The following is a 23,440-nucleotide window of genomic DNA, read 5'->3' on the forward strand; positions in this document are numbered from 1 at the left end:
GTACCGTTATTTAATCTGTTTATCTATAGCTGAAATGACCTCTGCTGCCTGCTCATAATCTTTTTGCATAGCCGCATGCGACCCGGGGGTATACCGCGCCAGTTCGCAACTGTTCAGCAGGCCGGTAAATTCACCGATCTGAGGTTGATCAACGCCTTTTTCACTGAGCAGCAAACTGATTCGCTCTTTGCTCAGATCTGAGGTTTCCAAATGAAGCTTAGCTTTCAGGTAATTGTGCAATGCCCTTTCAAGCGACTCGTAAAAACCTTCCTTGTCCCCCAGTTTTTTCCTTGCTTCAGAAAGATATTTCCGGGCAAGCCGGTTAGCCTGCCGTCGCTTTCTTCCTTCCACATCCTGTGCCAGTGCATCCTTTCTTCTACCGATCAAAACAGCTACCGGAATGAGTAATAATGGAGAGAAGAACAGCACATAGAACAGATTCGAACCAAAGAAAGGTTCTTCCCCTATAGGTTTCAGGTCAGCGTCAAGCATAAGAAAGCGAAAGCTTGCCCCACTGCCCAGCACGGGTTTTTTACCCATGGCGGTTACGGCAGTACCTGTATCCTCTGTACCTGAAGGTCCCTCATAAACATTGATGAGTGACTGAGGAGAACTGATGGTCATGTACTTCTCCTGTACAGGATCGAAATATGAAAATTCAACCGAAGGAATGGGGTACTTCCCTTTCAACTGGGGTACTATGGTATAATTCTGGGAAACCTTCCCGCGCATACCCTGAATGGTGGTGGTTATCTGCTCTTCGAATTCAGGCTCATAGACTTCCAAAGCACTTGGCAGGCTGAGCTCCGGCAGCTCGAACAACTTCAGGTTTCCGTTGCCACTAACCACCAGCCTGGCGGTTAATGATTCATTGGCCTTCAGATCGTTCTTACTGGTGATCATATCAAAATCGAACTGCCCCACCGCACCCCTGAAACTGGCGGGTTTCCCCTCTTGCGGAAGGCTTTTCACACTGATGGTTCTCTTACCCGCTGCAATGGTTTTGTGAACCGGTTTGGTCACACGGTTTCCGAAAAAGCCCGGGCGATTGGTAGGCACCTCAACGGTAACATCAAGTGTGAGCGGCTCTATGGTAAGTTCGCCCGTCTTCTGCGGGTACAGCACCACTTTTTTGAGCACCACATAGCGATATTGTTCGCCTTTGTACAATCCTGTCTGGGCGTGCCACCTCTTCACCTCAATATCCTGAGACCAGAAGTTATTATATCTCGGATTATCAATGGGAATAAAGTTTGAAACACTGATGTCCGGACTCACATACAGCTTATATACCACGCTGATGGCTTCGTTGAGATAAGGGTTGGCATTTGAAACCTCTGCAACAAGGTGAAGGCTTTCTTCCGCCACATCATCTGCCGTACGGTCAACATTAGGATCATCTACCGCCGCGGTCACCTCGATCTGTACCGGTGTGGTCTTATAGGTTTCGCCATCTATCTCAATCTCTGCCTGCTTGATGGTAAAAGACCCCCTGGAGAGCGGACTAAGAATATAGGTATAGGTTTTGGAAAAGCTTTTCTTACCATTGACCCATGAACGGCTTACGGCCTGGTTCGGCCCCATCAAAACTCTGAAACCATCAAAGTCGGGGGGCACGAAATTATCGCCGTCTTTGTTCATATTGAAATCAACCCGAAGACGTTCGTTCACTCCCAGCCGGTCTTTACTTACTTTGGCTGTAAACACCACCGCTTCATCATCCTGTGCCAGCACAGAAAGCGAAGTAAACAAAAATAATATGGTTACAGTTAAAAAGCGCATCATCATATAATCCGGTAAATTACCAGTCTTTTTCCTTTTTTACGGGTTTGCCTTTAATTTTTTTCGCATTGATCTTCTCCTGGACCTTCTTTTCCTCATTGTTCATAGCCTCCAGTATATTTCTGATCTGCTGAGGCGACAACTCGCTTTTGCGTTCCTGAGAACCCTCCTGAGGCTGAGGCTGCTTATCTTTATTTTGCTGCTGCTGATTCTTTTTTTGTTCAGACTGATCACCCTGCTGTTCTTCCTGATCGCCTTCCTGGTTATCTTCCTGCTTGTCTCCCTGCTGATCCTGGTTCTTGTCTTTCTGATCCTGCTGATCATCATTTTGATCCTGCTGGTCTTTGTTATGGTCGTCCTTCTGATCCTGATCTTTGTTGTTCTGTTGCTGATCATTCTCGAGCATTTTCTTCGCCAGGGCAAGATTGTAACGGGTCTCCTCATCTTCGGGATTGTTGCGTAGAGCCTCCTTGTAGGCTTCCACTGCTTTGGCATATTCCTCATTTTTCATGAAGACATTCCCAAGATTATGGTAGGCTTTATGTCGACCGCTTTTATCTTCAAAAGATTCACCCGCTTCTTTAAAGCGCATAAACGCTTCAGACATGCTGCTGTTATTATAATAAGCGTTACCCATATTATACCGGGCTTCGGCATTCTCACCATATTTATCTATGGCTTTTCGATAAGCCATCTCTGCCTCCGTAAAATCTCCCTCCTGTAATTCCTTATTCCCTTCCCAGGTAAAATTACGGGAAGCACGAACAGCAGATCGTTCGATGGTTTCGATCTTTTCTTCAGAAGCCTCCTGTGAAAACAGGGGCCCAACCGGGGCGAAAAGCAAGAAAAGAATCGCTCCGGTCAATAAACGCCCGTAAACTGTCTGTAAATAAGTATTTTCAGCTCTCTTCCTTTTCATTGAATAAGTTTAGTTTTTTCAACCATGCTGTACGCCGCTCCAGCAGGAATATGTCTATAATAAGCAAAAGCAATGCCAGAGCGATAAACCACTGGAACTGATCTTTAAAATCTGCGAATTGCTTCGATTCGAATTCCTTCTTGTCAAGACCTGCCAATATTTCAGTCACGGTCTCTTTAACGGTTTCCGTATTGTCTCCGTCGATATAAACCCCGTTACCATTAGCCGCGATGGCCTTGAGGGTTTCTTCATCAAGTCTGGTGATCACCACGTCTCCCTTATTATCTTTCTTGTACGATTCGATCACTCCGTTTCGCCTCAGGGGAATTCTACCGCCCTTGCCGGTACCTACCCCTATTGTAAATATTTTGATTCCGTCTTCAACGGCAGCCTCCACGGCCTCCACAGCCCTCTGCGAATGATCTTCGCCGTCTGAAATCAGAAACAGCACCCGGTTGGTCTGATCCTGATCATCATAAAAGGTCTGGGCCAGTTCAATGGCCTGGTCGATCGCTGTACCCTGAGACGACATCATGTCGGTATTCATTCCCTGCAGAAACATCTTGGCCGCCGAGTAATCGGTTGTGATGGGCAGCTGCGGATATGCCTGTCCGGCATAGGCAATAATACCCACCCTGTCGCTGGCCAGGCTGTTAATTATTTCTGAAACGATACGCTTTGCCTTTTCCAGTCTGTTTGGAGCGATGTCTTCTGCGAGCATGCTTTTAGACACATCAATGGCAAAGACCACATCGACACCCTCGCGCTTCACCGTTTCCATTTTGGTGCCGACCTTTGGGTTGGCCAGACCTACTACAAGGCTGGCCAAAGCCAGGCATACGATCAAAAGCTTCAGCACCGGTTTGAAAAGTGATCTCTCCGGGCTGAGTTTGTTCAACAGCTCTGCACTGGCGAACTGCTTTTGCCTTCTCCTCTTCCAAAACTGGTAAATGAGAAAAAGCAGAACAACCGCCGGTATCACCAGCAGTCCGTAAAAATATATGTCATTATCGATCTGATACATCTTATACAAAGCTTCGGAAGAGTGTATAGCGCAAAGTAACTTCCAGCAACAGGAATATCCCGGCTAAAAGCGCCAGAGGTCTGAACTTTTCTTCCACATTATAGTACTTAAACTCTTCTATTTCTGTTTTCTCCAGTTTATTGATCTCATCATAGATCTGTGACAGCTTTTCATTATTGGTCGCTCTGAAGTATTTCCCTCCGGTTTGATCGGCAATGGTTTGCAAGAGCTCCTCATCGATCTCCACTTCGCGGTAATCGTAAATGAAACTCCCATCGAGATCATAAGCTACAGGAGTTTCGGCCTTTCCATTGGTCCCAATACCGATGGTATAGGTTTTTATTCCGAATTCTATGGCCAGTTCGGCTGCTGTCAACGGTTCTATGAACCCACTGTTATTCACCCCGTCTGTAAGCAGGATTATCACCTTGCTTTTGGCCTTGCTTTCCTTAAGGCGATTCACGGCGGTAGCGAGCCCCATTCCAATAGCGGTACCATCTTCCAGCTGACCGTAGCGAACATCTTCCAACGAACGCAGCACGATACTTTTATCGCTGGTTATCGGCGTCTTGGTAAAACTTTCGCCTGAATAAACCACCAATCCTATACGATCATTGACCCGTTCCTTAATGAATTGCGCCGCCACTTCTTTCAGGGCGCTCAACCGGTTTGGTTTGAGATCTTTGGCCAGCATACTGGATGAAACATCGATGGCCATTACTATATCGATACCCCTGGTGGTTTTGGTACGCGTTGATACATCCTCTGTCTGAGGCCTGGCAAGGGCCATCACCAGTGCCGCCACGGCAAGCAGGCGTAGTGCAAAGAGCAGCGGCCTGATCTTTCCAAGCCAGTTCGCTCCTCCTTTAAATCCTTTCAATCCGGGCATGCGAAGGGTTGCCTTCTCTTTCTTCCTGGTAAAGTAATACCAAACCAGCGCCACCGGGATAAATAGCAGCAGCCAGAAAAATTCAGGATTGGCAAATTCTATATCGTTAAACATTTCCTGCTATTTTAAATTCCAGAGACCCGAGAATACGGGAAACAATTTCAGGAGCATAACGGTCATTTTCCGGATAAACCAGCAGGATCTGCTGGTATCCGCCGTGCTCCACAAAATTCAGGATCTCGTAAGCCATGTTCTTGTCGTAATCGCTGTCTTCAAGCTGAAAAACCCCAAATACCTTGGTGCTTTCAGCCCCGGAAGGAGTCGTGAATTTATCATCTTTTACGATCATATTGGTAGCTCCTGCCTCTTCGAGTAAGGCTATGGTACTTTCCACTTCCTTATTGATATCAAAAGCCTCCTTGGTATTATAGGTCGAGGAGCTCATGCGCAAATAAAAACCTTCTTCGGGAGATCCAAGAGCAAATACCTGTCGGGTATTTACCCCCTCCTTCTCACCTTGATCCACTTTTGTATCAACGCGTCTGAGCACTTCAGGAGTTTCAGCATAAATGGCCGGATACCCGTACTCACTGGCTACCCATTCGCTGCGTAGCATACTTTTCAGTTCATTACCAAACAGGGTATCCCTGACATTTGAAAAACCGAAAATAGCTATTGACGCTGCAAACAATACAACCACTACCCCTGCGGCTGCCAGGGCAAATCTTTTAACACGCTTGCTCTTTCTTTCCTTTTTTAATTCAGCCAGATATGCTGCATCCTGCATCATTTCTTCTTCAGTGGGTTCTGGCAGAGCTGCTTTTGTCTTTTTCACCAGGTCTTCCACCACTCCACGGTCCCGGCTTATCACCTGATTATCCGGAACCTGTTTGGCGAATTTAACCAGGTCTGCTGTTTGCAGTACCTTCTTGAATTGCTCGATGCTATCTCTGTCGAGATCCAGATTACCTCCATCCCGCAGCATCTCAAGTTTGAATATCAGCTCATCTGTGGTACTCTCCAGAGCCGATATATGCACGTCATCTTCCAGGTACGACCTTATAATATTTGTAAGGTCTGTATAGTATCCTTTATAATTCGATTGTATCAGGTAACGGGATTCATCCAGCTTTTTCAGCTCGATGAGGGCCTTCTCATAGGGAGGCAAAGCCGCGATCTGCTCTTCCTCGGTCAATAACGATTTACGGTAGAAAAACCACCATACCAGAAAAGCGATCAATGACAACAACAAAACACCTGCTATGATATATGGCCAGAGAAATGCATAATTTCTTTCCACAGGAACAAAGTCCTTGATCTCATATAACTTTTGCTTGGTGGTATCGACCGCCACGTTGTTTACGTAAATATTGAGGGAGTCAGAATACACCGGCTTCCCGTTCACCAGAATCATTTGACTTGGCAATGCATAAGTTCCAGAGTCAAACTGAGTGAGTGAGTAGGCCTTTAAAAGTTTCATCCTGTCAGATAAGACGGTGGTATCGGTTTTAAATGATTCGACCATTTCCATCGGGAGAAAGGTTTGTCCCTCCGGAAACTCAACCAGGTCGGTAGAATCGGTAAGCACCTCCAGCTCCAGGCGAACCTGCTCTCCAATACGAATGGCCGTGGTATCGATACGGGTACGTATCTCCGTTCCCTCCTGAGCATAAAGAGACTGCCAACCCAGCAGCAAGAATAGCTGCAGGCAGGTCAAAAACACAATTTTATTAGCTCGGTTAAATATGGTTACCATTGTTTTACCCTCTTCTTTTAAAATACCCCAGCAACTTCTTCACATAACTCTCATCAACACGAGTATCGATAATCCCCGCTCCACTCTTACTGAAAGACTCTTTAAAGTAATCGACCCGCTCAAGGTAGTGAGCCTTGTAGGCCCGACGCATATTTTTAGATGCTGTATTTATATACTGAACTTCACCTGTTTCTGCATCTTCCATCGGCACCAGTCCGAGACTCGGAATTTCCTCTTCACGCTGGTCATAGACCCTGATCCCTGTAATATCATGCTTATTAGCCGCAATCTTCAGGGTATGCCTGTAATCACCGGCCATAAAATCAGAAAGCATGAAAACGATAGCCTTTTTTTTGGTCACACTGGATAAAAAACGGAGGGCTTCTTCTATATCAGTACCCTTGGTGTCCGGCTCATATTCCAGTAACTCACGAATAATTCGCAGCACATGGAATCTGCCCTTTTTTGGTGGGATATACAGTTCTACTTTGGAGGCAAAAAGTACAAGACCTATCTTGTCATTGTTCTGCAAGGCTGAAAAAGCAAGGGTGGCCGCAATTTCGGTCAGCACCTCCTTTTTAAAGCCTGAAGATGTGCCAAATAATTCAGAACCACTCACATCGACCATCAGGATCATGGTGAGTTCCCGTTCTTCTTCGAATACCTTGACATGGGGCTCGTTATATCGGGCTGTTACGTTCCAGTCAATGGTACGAACATCATCACCAAACTGATATTGCCGCACTTCGCTGAAGGTCATACCTCTTCCCTTGAAAGTGGAATGGTATTCCCCTCCGAAAATATGGTCGCTCAAGCGCCTGGTCTTGATCTCAATCTTCCGTACTTTTTTGAGTAACTCCTTGGTATCCATATAACAGCCTGGTGATTTTTAGGTATTTGTGAAAGCGGATCAATCCACTTAGCCTGCTATGGAACTTCAATTTCATTAACGATCTTGTTAATCAGATCTTCTGAAGTAACGTTTTCTGCTTCTGCTTCATAGGTGATTCCGATACGGTGACGCAATACATCATGAACCACTGCCCGTACATCTTCCGGTATTACGTACCCCCTTCTTTTGATAAAGGCGTAACATTTAGCAGCGATCGCCAAGTTGATACTTCCTCTTGGGGAGGCTCCGAAACTGATCAATGGCTTGATCTCAGATAAATTAAATTTCTCCGGATATCGGGTAGCGAAGATAAGGTCAAGTATATATTTCTCGATCTTTTCATCCATATACACCTCCCTTACCGCACTCTGCGCGCGCAGGATCTGTTCCAGGCTAACCACCTGGTTCACCTGGCTGAATTCTCCCTTCAGGTTGGCCCTGATGATAAGCTGCTCCTCATCGACTTTCGGATAATCAATAACGGTTTTGAGCATGAAGCGGTCAACCTGAGCCTCCGGAAGCGGATAGGTTCCCTCCTGTTCCACCGGGTTTTGCGTTGCCATTACAAGGAATGGTTTATCAAGGATGAAGGTTTCATCACCTATGGTCACCTGCTTTTCCTGCATAGCCTCCAGCAATGCCGACTGCACCTTTGCAGGAGCTCTGTTGATCTCATCAGCCAAAACGAAGTTGGCAAAGATCGGTCCCTTTTTGATCGAGAAATCGTTCTCTTTTATATTGTAAATGAGCGTTCCTATCACATCGGCAGGAAGCAGGTCAGGAGTAAACTGTATTCTGCTGAAGCTGCCGTGAACCGCTTTTGAAAGAGTATTAATCGCAAGGGTTTTTGCCAGACCCGGCACACCTTCAAGTAAAATGTGACCCTGGCCAAGCAATCCTATCAATAATCGTTCGACCATCTTATTTTGTCCTACGATCACCTTGTTCATCTCGCGGGTGAGCGACTCAATAAAAGCACTCTCCTGGGCGATCTTCTCATTGATGGCTGAAATATCAATAGTACTTTGTTGCTCCATTTATTCTTACTTTTAGGGATGAATATACTGTGCTAGCATATAGCACGCAAATTGAAAATTAATTTTACCTGATGCTGTTAAGGTTAGGTTAAAAAAAGAAAGAGTGGCCCTTTGCAGAACCACTCTTAATAAAAGTTTATGAAGTTTTAACGTTACTCTAAAGTAATCTCCCCAACCTCAGTGAGTTGACCCTCTGTTACTGTAACATTTTCCTTGGTGGCACTTAGTCCACTTTCATCCTGCGCAGCAATTTCAAGAGTATATGTTCCTTCAGGAATATTATAGATAGTGAATACTCCGTTTTCATCGGTTTCGGCGGTATATTCCTCCTCACCAATAACGATCTTGGCCTGTGCAGCTACACCTTCGTTGGTGATGCTTCCGGTAACGTTACCTACTCCGGTAAGCATTTCCAGTTCTACCGGCTCTAACTCGGTAACAACTCCGTTTTCAACGACAACACCTTCAACCACAGCCTCAGCATAACCTGAAGATGCCTCAGGGGTGAGGGTTACATCATAGGTGCCGGCAGGAACACCGTTAAGAACGAACACACCGTTCTCATCTGCATATGAAGCTATCGCTACGCCTTCACCTTCAATACTCGCCAAAACCTGGAAGTCAAAAGGAGTTACAGACCCCTGGATCTTCCCTGAAGTAGCAACTGAACTGGCATGGATCACAGGATTTAAAAGAATATTTCCTGAGCTTCCGGCTTCCACTATGATCGACTTATCCACATCAAGGTCGAGTATGATGTCATAGGTGAAACCTGCTTCCAGCGTTTCGTTAACATTGATCTTTAATCCCGATTGCTGGGAAGAAGGAGTTTTTAAAGGAAAAGTCTCCCCGTCCATTACAACCGTGTTATTCTCTCCGAGCAACAACCTGATCTGACCCAGCTCCCCTGTTGGAACTTCATTATCGGCCAAAACCGCAGAAACGCCACCGGTAAGCTTCAGCAGATCATAAACCCCGCTGTTGATCTCACCAATGCTTTGCCATCCGCTGTCTTCGCTGTCTTCTTCTCCTTCGGCTTCATCATCACCGTAATTGATCAAAACGTCAATCACTTCGATATTTACCGCGTCATAATCACCGGGTGCATCTACAAGACTTACCCTGAGATTGGCAGTACCGCCCATCCCGTTGTCGTTATCATCACTACAGCCGATTGCCAGAAAGGCGAACACTGCAGCCACAAAAAATTGGATTTTTGAATTTTTGAATACTTTCATAAGTAGTTTTTTAAGATTTGTAAGCACTTTAATTTACGTGAGAAAAACCTCTATGGACGTTAAGAAATGTTAAAATCGACGAATAACATGTTCAACGACCGCTAACTGACGCGAAGAGGTTTTTGCATTGCTGATCAAACGATCTATCCCCGTATATATTGTATCAGAGCAGGCAAATTGGCTTACCATAGGTATATACAACGGTACTGAAAAGGATAATAAAGCGAAAGCCTGATTATTCGAATCAGATTGGTTAATTTTAACTGAGAAAACAAAGCACGAGATGAATTTATCAAAAGTAATTGCGGGAACAATGACCTGGGGGAGCTGGGGCAAAGACCTAGACACCGGGCAAATGACAGAACTGATGGAGCATTGTTACGACCGGGGAATAACAACCTTCGACCACGCGGATATCTACGGCGGGTATACCACAGAGGCTGCGTTTGGAAAAGCGTTCAAAGAAAGTTCTCTGCAACGGGAACACCTGCAGCTCATTACCAAATGCGGGATTCAGTATATGTCTGAAAACAGAGATAATACGATAAAACATTATAATCTTTCGAAAGAGTATATACTCTGGTCTGTTGATGAGTCGCTAAAGAATCTTCAAACCGACTATCTTGATGTATTGCTGCTTCATCGCCCAAGTCCGCTTATGCGTGGTGAAGAAATAGCAGAAGCTATTGAGCAATTAAAACTAAACGGAAAGATCAAGTCTTTCGGCTTGTCTAATTTTACTCCTTCTCAAACCGACCTGATCAAACGGCATATTTCTGTAGAAGCGAACCAGATTCAATTTTCAATCACACATTATGATCCTATCTGGGACGGATCACTTGATCATATGAGACTGAATTACATTCAGCCGATGGCATGGAGTCCGTTGGGTGCTGTTTTCAGGGAAGAGACCCCACAGACGACACGTATAAAGAAACTGCTCTTCGAATTGATAGAAAAATACCGTGCCACAGCCGACCAATTACTCCTGGCATGGATACATCAGCATCCGGCCGGGATCATTCCAGTAATAGGCACCACTAATAAAGATCGCATCGATCATTCTGTAAAATCACTGGAGATCAAACTGGAAAGAGAAGACTGGTTCGCACTACTGGTAGCGAGCCAGGGACATAAAGTAGCATAAAAAATGAGCAATTATGGGTTCTAAGACCGCGTTAATTACCGGAGCAACCAGCGGAATTGGCAAAGCCACCGCACAAATCTTCGCAGAAAATGGCATCAACCTTATTCTGTGTGGAAGAAGAAAGGAAAGACTGGAAAAACTCTCCGGAGAACTGGCAAAAAAAACAAAGGTCTGCTTTCTGTCATTTGACGTCAGAGACCGTGAAAAGGTTTCAGAAAGCATTAACAGCCTGGATGAAACCTTCAGAGATATCGATATTTTAATCAATAATGCAGGGAATGCCCACGGACTTGATCCGGTTGATAAAGGAAGCATTGAAGACTGGGACGCCATGATAGACATTAACGTCAAAGGATTGCTCTATGTGAGTCGTGCCATCATCCCTCAAATGGTAAAGCGAAAGAGCGGTCATATCATCAACATCGGGTCTCTGGCCGGCAAGGAAGTTTATCCGCGGGGAAATGTTTATTGCGCCAGCAAACACGCCGTAGATGCCATCAATCAGGGAATGCGAATGGACCTCTATGAACACGGCATCAAAGTCGGAGCTATCAACCCGGGATTGGTGGAAACCGAATTCAGCGAAGTAAGATTCAAAGGCGACAGCGAACGCGCCCAAACCGTTTATCAGGGTTATGAACCGCTAAAACCCGAAGATATCGCCGAGATCATATATTTTACGGTAAGTCGCCCGAGACACGTGAATATAGCGGATCTCCTGGTGCTCCCCACAGATCAGGCGAGCTCATCACTTATCAGCAAGAACTTTAAGTAACCGGGACCTCCCGATCAAGGTTACTGTTATGTGGGTACCTTTATAAAATATCACCGAAATGATTAACAAACGCCTACTTGTAAAAAACCTCCTCGCTCATAGTGATGAGAACAGTTTTTATGATAAAAAGCGTTTTATCAACATCGGTGATAAAGAGGGTAAGGCAAAATTTTTAAAACACGTATGTGCCCTGGCCAATTCGAACCCTAAAAATAACTCCTATATCGTAGTCGGCGTCGAAGATGAGGACAATAAAATTCTGGGAGTTGACTTTTTTGATGACAGTAAGATCCAGAATCTGGTAAACGCCTATCTGGAAAATGCTCCCATCATCGCATATGAGAACATACAGTTCCCCCATCTACCCGAAGGAAAAGTAGTTGGTCTGGTCACGATCAGGGCCAGTGGAAAATTGTGCTCGCTGCGCAAGAACATCTGGAAATACTGGGGTGGCACGGTCTTTTTTAGGGAAGGAAGTATGAGCATGCCCAAAGTGTTCGATATCGAAATAAAAGATACGAATTCGAAAGTGGTGGCCGAAATAGAGAATCATGCCAAAAACAATATCGAACTCACGCTCGACGGGGTTTTTGACTTTATGAACAACAGGCATGCCGACCTTGAATCACATTATAAGGTTTTTAAAGAGCAATTTGTTGTCTGTTGGGCCGGCACCACCAAAAAGGTCAAAAATAAAACCTATTACTCCCGGGTCGATATCGAGCTTATCAATGAACAGGTAAAGCTCTTTTATTCTACCCTTGATGAAGTGGAGATCAATTATACAGAAGATGTGTTTACCACAACAGAATACGTCAAACTTGGTCTGAGCGAACAAAAAAAGTTCTATCCCCTGGAAAGGGTTCTGATCAAGTTTGCCAACAACGGTACTTATTCGATGGAAAGCAACCTGATCTTCGAGCCTCCCCAGTACAACCGAAAAATGTTATACCATATTTTTAATACCAATAATACCATCCTGGAAAAACTTAAAAAAGGTGTTTCACTGACCGATGCAGACAAAAAAGACCTTAAGAATCTTCCGGACACTCACCTGATCTGCTACCTGAACGGATTTGAGGGTGCCAAGCAAATGCTGGAAGATTACCGGCTCTACGTCAAATCATATGACGAGGACATCTATCAAACCATAAAAGAATCACTACGGGTACTGCGAAAAGTTCGTTATAATTAATAACCAATATCCTTCCTGTAGGGTAAGGAAGGAATAGCACCATAGCCCATAGTGGTCAGAGCTCCTGCCTTATTGGCAATCATGACCATCTCTTTCATGGCAGGATGGTCTTGAAGCAGTGCAAGAGGCTTATCAGATTCTGCCAACTGCGAAAGAAGACATCCGATAAATGCATCTCCGGCTCCTGTGGTGTCGACCGCATTAACTGCAATACTACCCACAACGCTGTGCTTACCCCCGCAGGCCAGATAGGTCCCTTCTTTGCCTAATGTAATCGTACAACATTGCAGTCCGCTATCAAGAAGTTTCTCCGCAGCCAGAGCTGTATCCTGCTCCCCTGAAAGCAACCGGGCTTCTTCAATACTGAATTTTGCCAGGTGAGCCTTTCCCAGAAAATCCTTGCTTTTATCGATGAACTCCCCTTGATTGTGCTTCCAGAGATCTCCCCTGAAATTCGGATCAAAACTGATCAGCGTTCCATCGGTGTTCGATAGAGATTCTAAATATCGGTGGTAAGTCGCTGCGAGGGTTCCTTCGAGAAATCCCGTGGCAGAACCGAAATGCACAACTGAGCCCTTCATTTTCCCGGCCAGCTCATCGTCATATGCAAGGTCGGCGTCTGCCCCTCTGTTAAAGACGAAATCCCTCTCTCCATCCTGATCGAGGGAAACAAATGCCAGAGTGGTAAATTCTCCCGACCTTTGAAGGTTATCGGTATTCACCCCATTCTCTGAAAGAGTTGCCTTAAGGAAATCGCCAAAGGCATCCTTTCCGACTGCTCCTACAAAATATGCCTTTCCCCCAAGGCGTGAAACTGCTGCCGCTACATTGGCCGGAGCTCCACCCGCCTTTTTTAAAAACGCAGCAGCCTCCGCTATTCCACCTTTGTGACCTTCACCTACAAAATCTATAAGCAGCTCCCCTATACAATAGACGTTTTTCATTACCGATGTTATATTGTAAATTCGAGATAAGATATAACAAAAAACAGCCTGGCCCAAGTGAGTAGAAAATCAAAATCGTGAGAAAGATGAATGAGAAGAACAGAAACACATTTGTGATAGGCGATATTCACGGGGCACTGAAAGCCCTGGAGCAGGTTTTAGAACGCGCTCCTGTTAAGGAAGGTGATAAACTGATCTTTCTGGGTGATTATGTTGATGGCTGGAGCGATGCCCCGGGAGTGATCGACAAGCTAATCGAGCTTCGGCCTGACTATGATTGCATTTTTATAAGAGGAAACCACGATCAGCTCTTTTATGACTGGCTGACCACCAAAAAAGATAACGAGCTCTGGCTATACCATGGCGGGGAATCAACGGTCAAAGCCTACGAAGAGATCGATCGGGAAAAGACCGGTATGCATACCGAGTTTCTGGCAGGGCTTGACAATTATCACATTGACGAAGAGAACCGCTTATTCGTTCATGCCGGGTTCACCAATCTCCACGGGGTCACCAGGGAATATTTTCCTGAAATGCTTTTCTGGGACCGATCTCTTTGGGAACTGGCTTTGGCAATGGACAAGGACCTGCGCCCGGAAGATGAAAATTTCCCGGAACGACTCAAGCATTATTCAGAGATCTATATCGGGCATACTCCAACCATCAGGCTGGGAGCCACCGAACCGCTGAACATAGCCAGCATATGGAATCTTGACACCGGGGCGGCCTACCGTAGCCCGCTCACTATCATGAACGTTGACACTAAGGAGTTCTGGCAAAGCGACAATGCAGATCAGCTCTACCCACATGAAAAAGGACGAAACCGATAAAAAAAGCCTCCCGTTACCGGGAGGCCACTAAAACCACGTTACACAGAGAAGGTCATAGACGTCCTCCGTCTAATTTTCCCTGCCACTCAAATAATTTCTTCCATTTCCCCTCATCGGCCAAACGTGCCTGTTCGGGCCATGTTTCAGGATCATGAATCTCAAAACGTTTGCCGCCTTTATCGAGTATCTCCTGACACTTACCTACAGAAGCAGCTGCCAGTTCTGCCCAGGTATTGATACCATTTCTGTGGAGCAGGTTTTCTATCTGAGGGCCGATTCCCTCAATGATCTTCAGATCGTCTTTTTTGACCTCCCGACCGAATACCGAACGCGCCAGTTCAGAATTAAAGGCATGTACTGATGCTGCGGCCACCGAAGCAGAAGCAGCCGCATTACTCCTGGCAGCAGATAATGCTGTTTTTAGTTTTTCATTCTCCTTTTCCAATTCTGCATTCTTATGCTTCAGAGTTTCATACTGCCGGCTAACAGCTCCTGATCTGATCACTCTTCCTAAAAAGTACCCGATGATGGCTGCGGTAATTCCCGTCAGCAGAGGTATAAGTAAGCAAGGGTTCATAATGGCATGTGTTTATTCTGTTATACTTATGGTAATTACGGTCCTTCTGTTTTTAGCCCTTCCCGCCCTGGTATTATTATCGGCTATGGGTTGGGTTTCACCCTCAGAAGCGATGGTGATACGATCGGCAGGAATCCCGTGAGTCACAAAATAATCCCTGACGAAAGCTGCTCTTTTAAGCCCCAGCTCCAAATTGAATTTTGCGGAACTGCTGTTATCGGTATGACCGATAATATGAAATGTAGCTGTGGTATCCAGATGTATATATCTGGAAATATCGGCGACCTTTTCCCGTTGCTCTTGAGTAAGTTCAATATCGCTTTCACCATAGTCAAAGTACACCACCAGGGGATTGTCCCTGATCTGTTTTCCCAATGAATCCACACCTGATGCCTCAGGGAGATCACCCGAGAAACTGAAACCCACCGGCCCGTAGTAGACACTGTCTTTTTTAAGCAGATTTGATGACGGCTTCCCCTCGTAATCGATCTGAGAGGCCGGTACACCTCTTGCTATGAAATAGTTCTTTATATGGGTAGCTCTTGCGATTCCGAGATTGGGGAATGGAGACCTGTTCTCTTCATCCTCCCCGAAATATCCGGTAATGGAGATTACCTTTCCGGGATTGGCCTCCAGATAAGCTGCCACCTGATCCACCCCCATCGCTATGCTGTCTGACAAAGGCCTCATGATGAGGTAATCAGAGACCAGGAAGTTGAAGTTTTGATTGGTGCGATAATCAAAAGATGCCTCAGGGTCACTAAAGACCAGGGGATTGCGCAATGCCGTGTTCTCTTTTTCCATGGTAGCCGCAGCAGCGGCATTGGGGTTACCACAACAAAGCCACCAATTAAAAAAGGTACCCACGATCAGCGTTAGTACGATCCCTACCAGGTAAGTCGACCTTTGCCTCATCTTAAGATGTAGTTTATTTACTCTATTAAATTTACAGAAAATAGTCTGCCCAAGGCCCGGATCATCGGGAAATTTATAACCAGATCTTTACATTTCGATTTACGGGATGAATTCATCTTTCAAACGACTCTCTGCCTACTCCCGGGGGCAGATAAAAAAAATCACCCGCTAAGGGCGGGTGATCTTCAACTAAACTATGTTATCTTGATTACAGGTCGAACTTTATTCCCTGTGCCAGCGGAAGCTCATCTGAATAATTGATGGTATTGGTCTGCCTTCTCATGTAGATCTTCCAGGCATCCGATCCGCTTTCACGGCCACCACCGGTCTCTTTTTCTCCTCCGAAAGCACCGCCGATCTCAGCACCACTGGTTCCTATGTTTACGTTGGCAATTCCACAATCTGAACCGGCATAAGATAGGAAACGTTCAGATTCCCTCAGATTTGTGGTCATAATCGCAGAAGAAAGTCCTTGCTTAACACCGTTCTGAATATCAATGGCATTTTCAACATCTCCACTGTACTTCATCAGGTATAATATCGGAGCGAAAGTCTCTTCCTGAACAATTTCAAAATGATTTTCTGCCTCGGCTATAGCAGGCTTTACGTAACAGCCGCTTTCATAACCTTCACCTTCAAGAACACCGCCTTCAACCAGCAGCTTACCTCCTTCTTCAACTACCTTTTTGAGAGCCGCCTGGTATTTTTCAACAGCATCTTTGTCGATCAGCGGACCAACGTGATTGTTTTCATCCAGAGGATTCCCGATACGCAGTTGCTTGTAGGCATCGACCAGTGAGTTCTTCACTTCATCATATACCGATTCGTGAATGATCAGTCTTCTGGTAGAGGTACAACGCTGACCGCAGGTTCCCACAGCTCCGAAAACAGCTCCGATAACGGTCATTTTCATATCTGCATCAGGAGTTACTATAATGGCATTGTTACCTCCCAGTTCCAGCAGCGACTTCCCAAGACGGGCAGCAACTGCCTGGGCAACGATTTTACCCATTCTGATCGATCCGGTTGCTGAAACAAGCGGCACACGGCTATCATGGGTCATCATTTCACCTACTTTATAATCTCCTGTGATCAAACATGATATCCCTTCCGGCATATCGTTATCCTTGAGCACCTCTGCAATGAGATTCTGACAAGCTACCGCAGTAAGAGGAGTTTTTTCAGAAGGCTTCCAGATACATACGTCTCCGCAAACCCAGGCGAGTGCCGTATTCCATGACCAAACCGCTACCGGAAAATTAAAGGCTGAAATAATTCCAACGATCCCAAGGGGATGATACTGTTCGTACATACGGTGACCGGGTCGCTCTGAATGCATGGTAAGACCGTGCAACTGGCGCGAAAGACCCACTGCGAAATCACAGATATCGATCATCTCCTGAACCTCACCGAGACCTTCCTGGTAAGATTTACCCATTTCATAAGAGACCAGTGTTCCCAAAGCCTCCTTATTCTTCCTGAGTGATTCAGCAAATTGCCTTACGATCTCACCTCGCTGAGGAGCTGTAACCGAGCGCCATTTCTTAAAAGCCTTCTCTGCTGTTTCAACCACTTTTTCATAATCTTCCCGGGTGGTCATCTGTACCGAACCGATAGCCTCTCCGTCTACAGGAGAATAAGAGGTGATCATGTCACCTCCGGCAAACCATTGAGAACCGGTCGAAGAACCCTTATTTTCACGTTGAACCCCCAAAGACTGAAGGGCCTTTTCAATATCTTTCACCACAGTCGCTGTTGTCATATTTGTAACTTTTTAGTTCTGTTTTGTTATATTTTGACGAATGTACAAAAACTTTAGGCAGCTCCCAACTTTACCCAAAAAGGGTAAAAACGACCTACTCTTCTTTTGATACAAATCGCTGGTCTACCGGCATAACCGTCCCGCAATTATCACAGGTGCGCAACTCTTCACTGTTATAAAAATGCTCAAAATGTTTCAAAAAGTCCTTTTCGATATCATTCAGCGGAAAATATACCTCATAAAGCTTGTGATTACAATTATCACAAAACCATAAAAGCCCGTCTTTCCCTGATTCATCGAGCCGCTTCCTTTCAACGACCAGACCGATGGATCCCGGCAGCCTTTCAGGAGAATGAGGAATTTTTGCAGGATGCAGGTACATGTCACCGGGTCCCAGTTCCATGGTGCTCTTCTGACCGTTCTCCTGTATATGTACTTTTATATTACCCTCTAACTGGTAAAACAATTCCTCTGTTTCATTATAATGATAGTCTTTCCTGGCATTGGGCCCAGCCACCACCATCACGATATAATCATCAGAATCTTTATAAAGATTTCTGTTTCCTACGGGAGGTTTCAGCGATTCACGGTTTTGTTCCAGCCATTTATTAAGATTGAAAGGTTTTTTAACAGACATAATTATTCGAAGTATTAGATCATAAAATTAGCCAATCATAAAAAGAATCGGCGTTAAAAATGAGTTATAAAAAAAGCCCCGCCAATTGGCAGGGCTTTATATTGATATTTTGATGGTTTAGGGTATGTTGGCGAACATCTGCACATAATAGACTTCACCGTCGGGATTTTTTACAACAGCAACTGCTGTATGGGTGTAGTCACCGATCATGGTGGAATTGTGAGAGATACTCAGTTTCCACTGTTCCACGGTAGCCACCGGATCGTCAAAATTCCTGGAAATATTCTCGGCTACATCAGTAGCTCCCAGTTTCTCATTAAGAAACTCGGCTCTTTTTACAAATTCGTGATGTGACAGGATCTTATTTTCGGCCATGTAGTGGGCCAGTTCAAGTGCTTTCTCATAAATAACCTCATCCGGATTAAGCCCGTTCAGGGACTTTTCCACTACGCGGTAATCATTTACCAGGTCGAGGGTAGTTTCTTCCAGGGTAGCCTTAATTTCAAGTTCACTTTCTGTAAAAACCTGTTCAACTTCATTTTCGGAGGAACAGGATAAATGAAAACATACAACAGCCATAACGGCTATTGTTTTAAAAATGCTCTTCATCAATGATATACTTTTTAATGATTAAAAAGTACATGCTAAGCTTGGGGCTTCGTTAAAGAGACTAAGTCTTAAAGTTTGGGGGGCTTAATAAAATGACATTGTCTTTTCGACAATAATGGCCTAACTTAGGCATTTTAACAAAAAACCAGAAAAATAATGAGGAAAATTCTTATGGTTTTCGGTGTAATAACTCTTTTTATAGGATGTAATGCACCCCAGAAATCTGAAAAGGCATCTAATGAGGTGTCAAAGACTCCCGAAACCAATCCTGAAAACTTTGGTATCGTCATACATGGCGGTGCCGGTACGATTTTAAGAAAAAATATGACCCCCGAGATGGAAGAGGCATACAAAGCCAAACTGGAAGAGGCTGTAAGAAAGGGATATGAGATCCTCGCTGCAGGAGGATCGGGGCTTGATGCCGTAGAACAGAGTATTCAGGTCATGGAAGAATCTCCGTTGTTCAATGCCGGTAAAGGAGCTGTTTTCACCAATGAAGGTAAAAATGAGCTGGACGCTTCTATCATGCATGGTAAAACCCTTAACGCCGGAGCCGTAGCCGGAGTAACAAGCGTAAAAAGTCCGATCGCCCTGGCGCGAAAAGTGATGGAAAATTCAGAACACGTGATGTTTGCAGGAGAAGGCGCCGAAACCTTTGCGAAAGAACAAGGGCTTGAAATTGTGGATCCTTCATACTTCTATACTGAGAATCGCTGGAAAAGCCTGGAAAGAGCCAAAGAACGTGAAGAGGTCGAACTGGACCATGACGGACAAGCGAGCCTTTACGATCCGTTCATAAAAGACAGCAAATTCGGAACCGTTGGTTGTGTGGTCCTTGATAAGGAAGGCAATCTGGTAGCAGGAACTTCAACAGGCGGGATGACCAACAAGCGTTGGGGCCGTGTGGGTGATGCCCCCATAATAGGAGCAGGAACCTATGCCAATAATGCCTCTTGTGCCGTCTCATCTACCGGATGGGGAGAATTCTTTATTCGCGGGGTGATCGCACATGATATAGCGGCCATGATGCAGTACGGCGGCATATCGCTGCAGGAAGCTTCCCAAAAGGTCATTCAGGAGAAATTGCCTGAAATGGGAGGAGACGGAGGAATTATTGCCATCGATCACAACGGTAATATCGCCATGGAGTTCAATACGGCAGGTATGTACAGGGCAGCCATGAACAGCAAAGGTGAATTAACACTGGGTATATACAAGGAGTCTGAATAAACGAACTTCCTTAAAATTCAATAAAGGCCCTTTGCGGGCCTTTTTTTATGAGCTGAACCTGCCAACTTTGAATTTAAGGCACTATAAAGTATCTTTAAGGATATCGACCACAGTTCATTATGCAAAAAAAATACATCGTTTCCCTGGACCAGGGAACAACCAGTTCCAGAGCCTTACTCGTTGACCGCAACGGTCAGATCTGTGCCATGGCACAGGAGGAATTCACTCAGATCTTTCCCCATCCGGGCTGGGTGGAACATGATCCGGAAGAGATCTATTCGACCCAGATCAAAGTTTTCAGGGAACTTTTAAAGAAAAACGATGTGGATCCCGGCGAAATAGCGGCCATAGGTATCACCAACCAACGTGAGACCGCTGTGGTATGGGACCGGCATAGCGGAAAGCCGGTATACAATGCTATAGTATGGCAAGACAAAAGAACAGCCGCCTATTGTAAGGAACTTAAAAACCGGGGATTGGAAAACTATATCAGAGATAATACAGGCCTGGTGATCGACTCCTACTTTTCCGGCACCAAAATACACTGGATACTGAGTCAGGTAGAGGGTGCAAGGGAAAAAGCCGAAAAGGGAGATCTCTTGTTCGGAACCATCGACAGCTGGCTCTTGTGGAACCTGACCGAAAGAAAGGTGCATGCCACCGACTGTACCAATGCCTCCCGCACCTTGCTTTACAACATAAAGACTTTGCAATGGGATAAAAAATTACTGGAAGAACTGGAAGTTCCGGAAACCATGCTTCCTGAAGTCAAAGCTTCTTCAGACCACTTCGGCGAAATGCTCTATGAAGATTATCGAATCCCCATAACCGGTATTGCCGGCGACCAGCAGGCAGCTTTATTCGGCCAGGCATGCATCGAAAAGGGAGATGCCAAAAACACCTATGGCACGGGTTGTTTCATGCTGATGAACACCGGAGAAAAACCACAGTTTTCTGACCACGGACTTCTGACCACGATTGCCTGGGGCCTGGACGGAAAGACCTGTTACGCCCTCGAAGGAAGTATTTTTATAGCCGGAGCGGCCATTCAATGGTTGCGCGACAAGATGGAGATCATTGAAAATGCCGAGGAATCTGAAAAACTCGCCATGAGCGTAAAAGGAGACAATCCTGTAGTCATGGTTCCGGCTTTTTCAGGCCTGGGCGCCCCGTATTGGGATATGTACGCCCGGGGTGCTGTATTCGGCCTTACCCGTGATACCGACAAGGCACATATCGTAAGAGCTACTCTTGACAGTCTTGCCTACCGTACCAAAGACATACTTGATGCCATGCAGAACGACGCAGGTATCAAACTGAAGACACTTAAAGTCGATGGCGGAGCTGCAGCAAACAATTACCTGATGCAATTCCAGAGCGATATACTCGGGGTTCCCGTTGAACGCCCCGTCGATGTGGAATCAACTGCACTCGGTGCTGCATTTTTTGCCGGCATTGGTTCCGGCTTCTGGAGCCTGGCTGATATATCAGAACAGAAGAAGGTCGACCGGGTTTTCCAGCCCGGTATTGACAATACACAAAGGGAGAATCTATACAAAAAATGGAAAAAAGCCGTGGCCAGAACTGCGAACTGGCTCGACGATTAAAATATTGCTATGATGAATAATATTGAGTTTTCAAACCTTCACCGGGAAGCCCGGGTCAAAAACCTGAAAGAGACACATTTCGACCTGGTGGTTATCGGCGGTGGTATTACAGGTGCGGGTATCCTTCTTGATGCTGCTTCAAGAGGACTAAAAACAGCATTGATCGAAAAAAACGATTTTGCTTCCGGCACGAGCAGTAAGTCTACCAAACTTATTCACGGCGGACTGCGCTACCTGAAACAATTTGATTTCTGGCTGGTTAAGGAAGTCGGTTCAGAAAGGGCTATCGTTCACCAATTGGCTCCACACCTGGTAATTCCTGAAAAGATGTTATTACCCCTGATCGAAAACGGATCGTACGGAAAGTGGCTTACTTCGGTCGGACTTAAGGTTTATGACATCCTCGCCCAGGTTGAGGGAGAAGACCAGCGCCAGATGCTGGATGCTTCAAAAGCCATCGAACTGGAACCACTTCTTCCGGAAAAGATCCTGAAAGGAGCCGGGTTCTATGCAGAATACCGTACCGACGATGCCCGCCTCACCCTGGAAAACATTAAGACCGCTCTGAATTACGACGCAGTTCCAATAAATTATACTAAGGTGACCGATTTCGTTTACGATGAAGACGAGATCATCAAAGGAGTCGAGGTCGAAGACCAGGTAAGCGGAGATAACTATTTCATCAAAAGCAACTATGTGATCAACGCCGCGGGGCCCTGGGTTGACGAATTACGCAGCCTGAACAAGTCGAAGAAAGGCAAACAGCTGCATTTAACCAAAGGAGTTCACCTGGTTTTTCCTCATGAAAAATTACCCGTGAAACAATCGGTCTATTTCGATGTCCCAGACGGCAGAATGATCTTTGCCATTCCCAGAGGAAAAATCACCTACGTGGGCACCACCGACACCAATTACAACGATAATAAAGATGATGTAAAAACAGACATAGCCGATGCCATATATCTCATCTCGGCCGTAAACAATATGTTTCCTTCCATTAATTTGGAGATGGATGATATTGTTTCAAGTTGGGCGGGTCTTCGACCCCTTATTCATGAAGAAGGAAAAGCACCCTCAGAATTATCACGTAAAGATGAGATCTTCACCTCTGCCACCGGATTGCTTAGTATCGCCGGAGGAAAACTAACCGGTTACAGAAAAATGGCCGAGAGAGTGGTCAACAGGGTTGCCGAACTGATGAAAGAAGAAGGAACCGAGATCAGAGAATGCTATACCGACAAAATTCCATTATGCGGAGGGCCGTGGAAGAGCTTCAGTGAGGTAAAATCATATATCGAAGAGCTTTCATCAAAGATCGAATCAAAAGGTCTTAAACCCTATCACGCCCGTTACCTGGTCACCACCTACGGAAAGCAATCTGAAAGCATTCTTACCCTATTTGAAAAATTCGAAGGAGAGCCGGAAGAACGCATGGTACGTGCCGAATACGAATTTTGCGCCACTTATGAGTGCATACAGAACCCATTCGATTTCTTCGTAAGAAGAACGGGGAGGTTGTATTTCGACATTGATAGTGTGAGGAAATATCAGGAGATCATTTTACAGGATCACCAGGAACTATTCGCCGCTGACAGCGAGGCGATCGATGATTTGCGCAGCGACCTGAAACATGAGATAGATATGCATTCAAACTTTAGCCTTGACAGAATATAAT

Annotated in this window: 21 protein-coding genes; 7 read left to right on the forward strand and 14 right to left on the reverse strand. The window is 45.5% G+C overall.

Annotation, left to right across the window (positions count from 1 at the left end; genetic code table 11):
* Nucleotides 1-6 precede the first annotated feature (6 nt).
* The 8 genes from K7R10_RS08120 to K7R10_RS08155 form a co-directional block, all read right to left on the reverse strand.
* Nucleotides 7-1,788 (reverse strand): BatD family protein, encoded by a 1,782-nt coding sequence (locus tag K7R10_RS08120; RefSeq protein WP_224484181.1) that lies wholly within the window; start codon nucleotides 1,786-1,788, stop codon nucleotides 7-9.
* Nucleotides 1,789-1,801: 13 nt separating this feature from the next.
* Complete coding sequence (locus tag K7R10_RS08125) at nucleotides 1,802-2,701, reverse strand: tetratricopeptide repeat protein (RefSeq protein WP_224484182.1); 900 nt, start codon at nucleotides 2,699-2,701, stop codon at nucleotides 1,802-1,804.
* Nucleotides 2,682-3,725: a vWA domain-containing protein gene (locus K7R10_RS08130; protein ID WP_224484183.1), complete on the reverse strand. Its 1,044-nt coding sequence runs from the start codon at nucleotides 3,723-3,725 to the stop codon at nucleotides 2,682-2,684. The genes K7R10_RS08125 and K7R10_RS08130 overlap by 20 nt, the downstream gene beginning before the upstream one ends.
* 1 nt (nucleotide 3,726) lies before the next feature.
* The gene (locus K7R10_RS08135; protein WP_224484184.1) at nucleotides 3,727-4,728 is read right to left on the reverse strand and encodes a vWA domain-containing protein; all 1,002 of its coding nucleotides are present in this window, start codon (nucleotides 4,726-4,728) and stop codon (nucleotides 3,727-3,729) included.
* Nucleotides 4,721-6,337: a hypothetical protein gene (locus K7R10_RS08140; RefSeq protein ID WP_224484185.1), complete on the reverse strand. Its 1,617-nt coding sequence runs from the start codon at nucleotides 6,335-6,337 to the stop codon at nucleotides 4,721-4,723. Before K7R10_RS08140 ends, K7R10_RS08135 begins: the two co-directional genes overlap by 8 nt.
* A 37-nt stretch (nucleotides 6,338-6,374) precedes the next feature.
* A complete protein-coding gene (locus K7R10_RS08145; protein ID WP_224484186.1) occupies nucleotides 6,375-7,241 on the reverse strand; it encodes a DUF58 domain-containing protein in 867 nt (288 codons plus the stop codon).
* Between the two features lie 56 nt (nucleotides 7,242-7,297).
* The gene (locus K7R10_RS08150; protein WP_224484187.1) at nucleotides 7,298-8,299 is read right to left on the reverse strand and encodes an AAA family ATPase; all 1,002 of its coding nucleotides are present in this window, start codon (nucleotides 8,297-8,299) and stop codon (nucleotides 7,298-7,300) included.
* A gap of 152 nt (nucleotides 8,300-8,451) precedes the next feature.
* A complete protein-coding gene (locus K7R10_RS08155) occupies nucleotides 8,452-9,537 on the reverse strand; it encodes a DUF4382 domain-containing protein (RefSeq protein ID WP_224484188.1) in 1,086 nt (361 codons plus the stop codon).
* Nucleotides 9,538-9,820: 283 nt separating this feature from the next.
* Here K7R10_RS08155 and K7R10_RS08160 point away from each other — a divergent pair, with 283 nt between their 5' ends.
* From K7R10_RS08160 to K7R10_RS08170, 3 genes are read left to right on the forward strand one after another with little or no spacing between them, the layout of a single operon-like run.
* Nucleotides 9,821-10,684, forward strand: coding sequence for an aldo/keto reductase (locus tag K7R10_RS08160; protein WP_224484189.1), 864 nt, complete (start codon nucleotides 9,821-9,823; stop codon nucleotides 10,682-10,684).
* 13 nt (nucleotides 10,685-10,697) lie between these two features.
* A complete protein-coding gene (locus K7R10_RS08165; protein ID WP_224484190.1) occupies nucleotides 10,698-11,459 on the forward strand; it encodes an SDR family NAD(P)-dependent oxidoreductase in 762 nt (253 codons plus the stop codon).
* A gap of 58 nt (nucleotides 11,460-11,517) precedes the next feature.
* Entirely contained in the window at nucleotides 11,518-12,654 is a 1,137-nt protein-coding gene (locus K7R10_RS08170) for an ATP-binding protein (protein ID WP_224484191.1), read from the forward strand.
* Here the strand turns inward: K7R10_RS08170 and K7R10_RS08175 are convergent.
* Complete coding sequence (locus tag K7R10_RS08175) at nucleotides 12,651-13,598, reverse strand: carbohydrate kinase family protein (protein WP_224484192.1); 948 nt, start codon at nucleotides 13,596-13,598, stop codon at nucleotides 12,651-12,653. The two genes, K7R10_RS08170 and K7R10_RS08175, sit on opposite strands and share 4 nt — an antisense overlap.
* An 86-nt stretch (nucleotides 13,599-13,684) precedes the next feature.
* Between K7R10_RS08175 and K7R10_RS08180 the strand changes: the two genes are divergently transcribed.
* Nucleotides 13,685-14,428 (forward strand): metallophosphoesterase, encoded by a 744-nt coding sequence (locus tag K7R10_RS08180; protein WP_224484193.1) that lies wholly within the window; start codon nucleotides 13,685-13,687, stop codon nucleotides 14,426-14,428.
* Between the two features lie 52 nt (nucleotides 14,429-14,480).
* On the opposite strand, the gene K7R10_RS08185 is transcribed toward K7R10_RS08180, so the two are convergent.
* From K7R10_RS08185 to K7R10_RS08205, 5 genes are all read right to left on the reverse strand, one after another.
* Nucleotides 14,481-15,005: a helix-hairpin-helix domain-containing protein gene (locus K7R10_RS08185; protein WP_224484194.1), complete on the reverse strand. Its 525-nt coding sequence runs from the start codon at nucleotides 15,003-15,005 to the stop codon at nucleotides 14,481-14,483.
* A gap of 12 nt (nucleotides 15,006-15,017) precedes the next feature.
* Nucleotides 15,018-15,920 (reverse strand): OmpA family protein, encoded by a 903-nt coding sequence (locus tag K7R10_RS08190; RefSeq protein WP_224484195.1) that lies wholly within the window; start codon nucleotides 15,918-15,920, stop codon nucleotides 15,018-15,020.
* A 208-nt stretch (nucleotides 15,921-16,128) separates the two neighbouring features.
* Nucleotides 16,129-17,682 carry an L-piperidine-6-carboxylate dehydrogenase gene (gene amaB / locus K7R10_RS08195; protein ID WP_224484196.1) on the reverse strand — a complete coding sequence of 518 codons (1,554 nt, stop codon included), beginning with the start codon at nucleotides 17,680-17,682 and terminating at the stop codon, nucleotides 16,129-16,131.
* Nucleotides 17,683-17,776: 94 nt separating this feature from the next.
* The gene (locus tag K7R10_RS08200; protein WP_224484197.1) at nucleotides 17,777-18,319 is read right to left on the reverse strand and encodes a 3-hydroxyanthranilate 3,4-dioxygenase; all 543 of its coding nucleotides are present in this window, start codon (nucleotides 18,317-18,319) and stop codon (nucleotides 17,777-17,779) included.
* 117 nt (nucleotides 18,320-18,436) lie between these two features.
* Complete coding sequence (locus K7R10_RS08205) at nucleotides 18,437-18,898, reverse strand: CAP domain-containing protein (protein WP_224484198.1); 462 nt, start codon at nucleotides 18,896-18,898, stop codon at nucleotides 18,437-18,439.
* 186 nt (nucleotides 18,899-19,084) lie between these two features.
* On the opposite strand from K7R10_RS08205, the gene K7R10_RS08210 reads away from it, so the two are divergent.
* From K7R10_RS08210 to K7R10_RS08220, 3 genes are all read left to right on the forward strand, one after another.
* Nucleotides 19,085-20,158 (forward strand): isoaspartyl peptidase/L-asparaginase family protein, encoded by a 1,074-nt coding sequence (locus K7R10_RS08210; RefSeq protein ID WP_224484199.1) that lies wholly within the window; start codon nucleotides 19,085-19,087, stop codon nucleotides 20,156-20,158.
* A gap of 119 nt (nucleotides 20,159-20,277) precedes the next feature.
* Nucleotides 20,278-21,765, forward strand: a complete 1,488-nt coding sequence (gene glpK, locus K7R10_RS08215) for a glycerol kinase GlpK (RefSeq protein ID WP_224484200.1) — start codon at nucleotides 20,278-20,280, stop codon at nucleotides 21,763-21,765.
* 9 nt (nucleotides 21,766-21,774) lie between these two features.
* Nucleotides 21,775-23,439 (forward strand): glycerol-3-phosphate dehydrogenase/oxidase, encoded by a 1,665-nt coding sequence (locus K7R10_RS08220; RefSeq protein WP_224484201.1) that lies wholly within the window; start codon nucleotides 21,775-21,777, stop codon nucleotides 23,437-23,439.
* Nucleotide 23,440 lies beyond the last annotated feature (1 nt).

The sequence above is a fragment of the Robertkochia aurantiaca genome (assembly GCF_020166495.1).
GTDB classification, from domain to species: domain Bacteria; phylum Bacteroidota; class Bacteroidia; order Flavobacteriales; family Flavobacteriaceae; genus Robertkochia; species Robertkochia aurantiaca.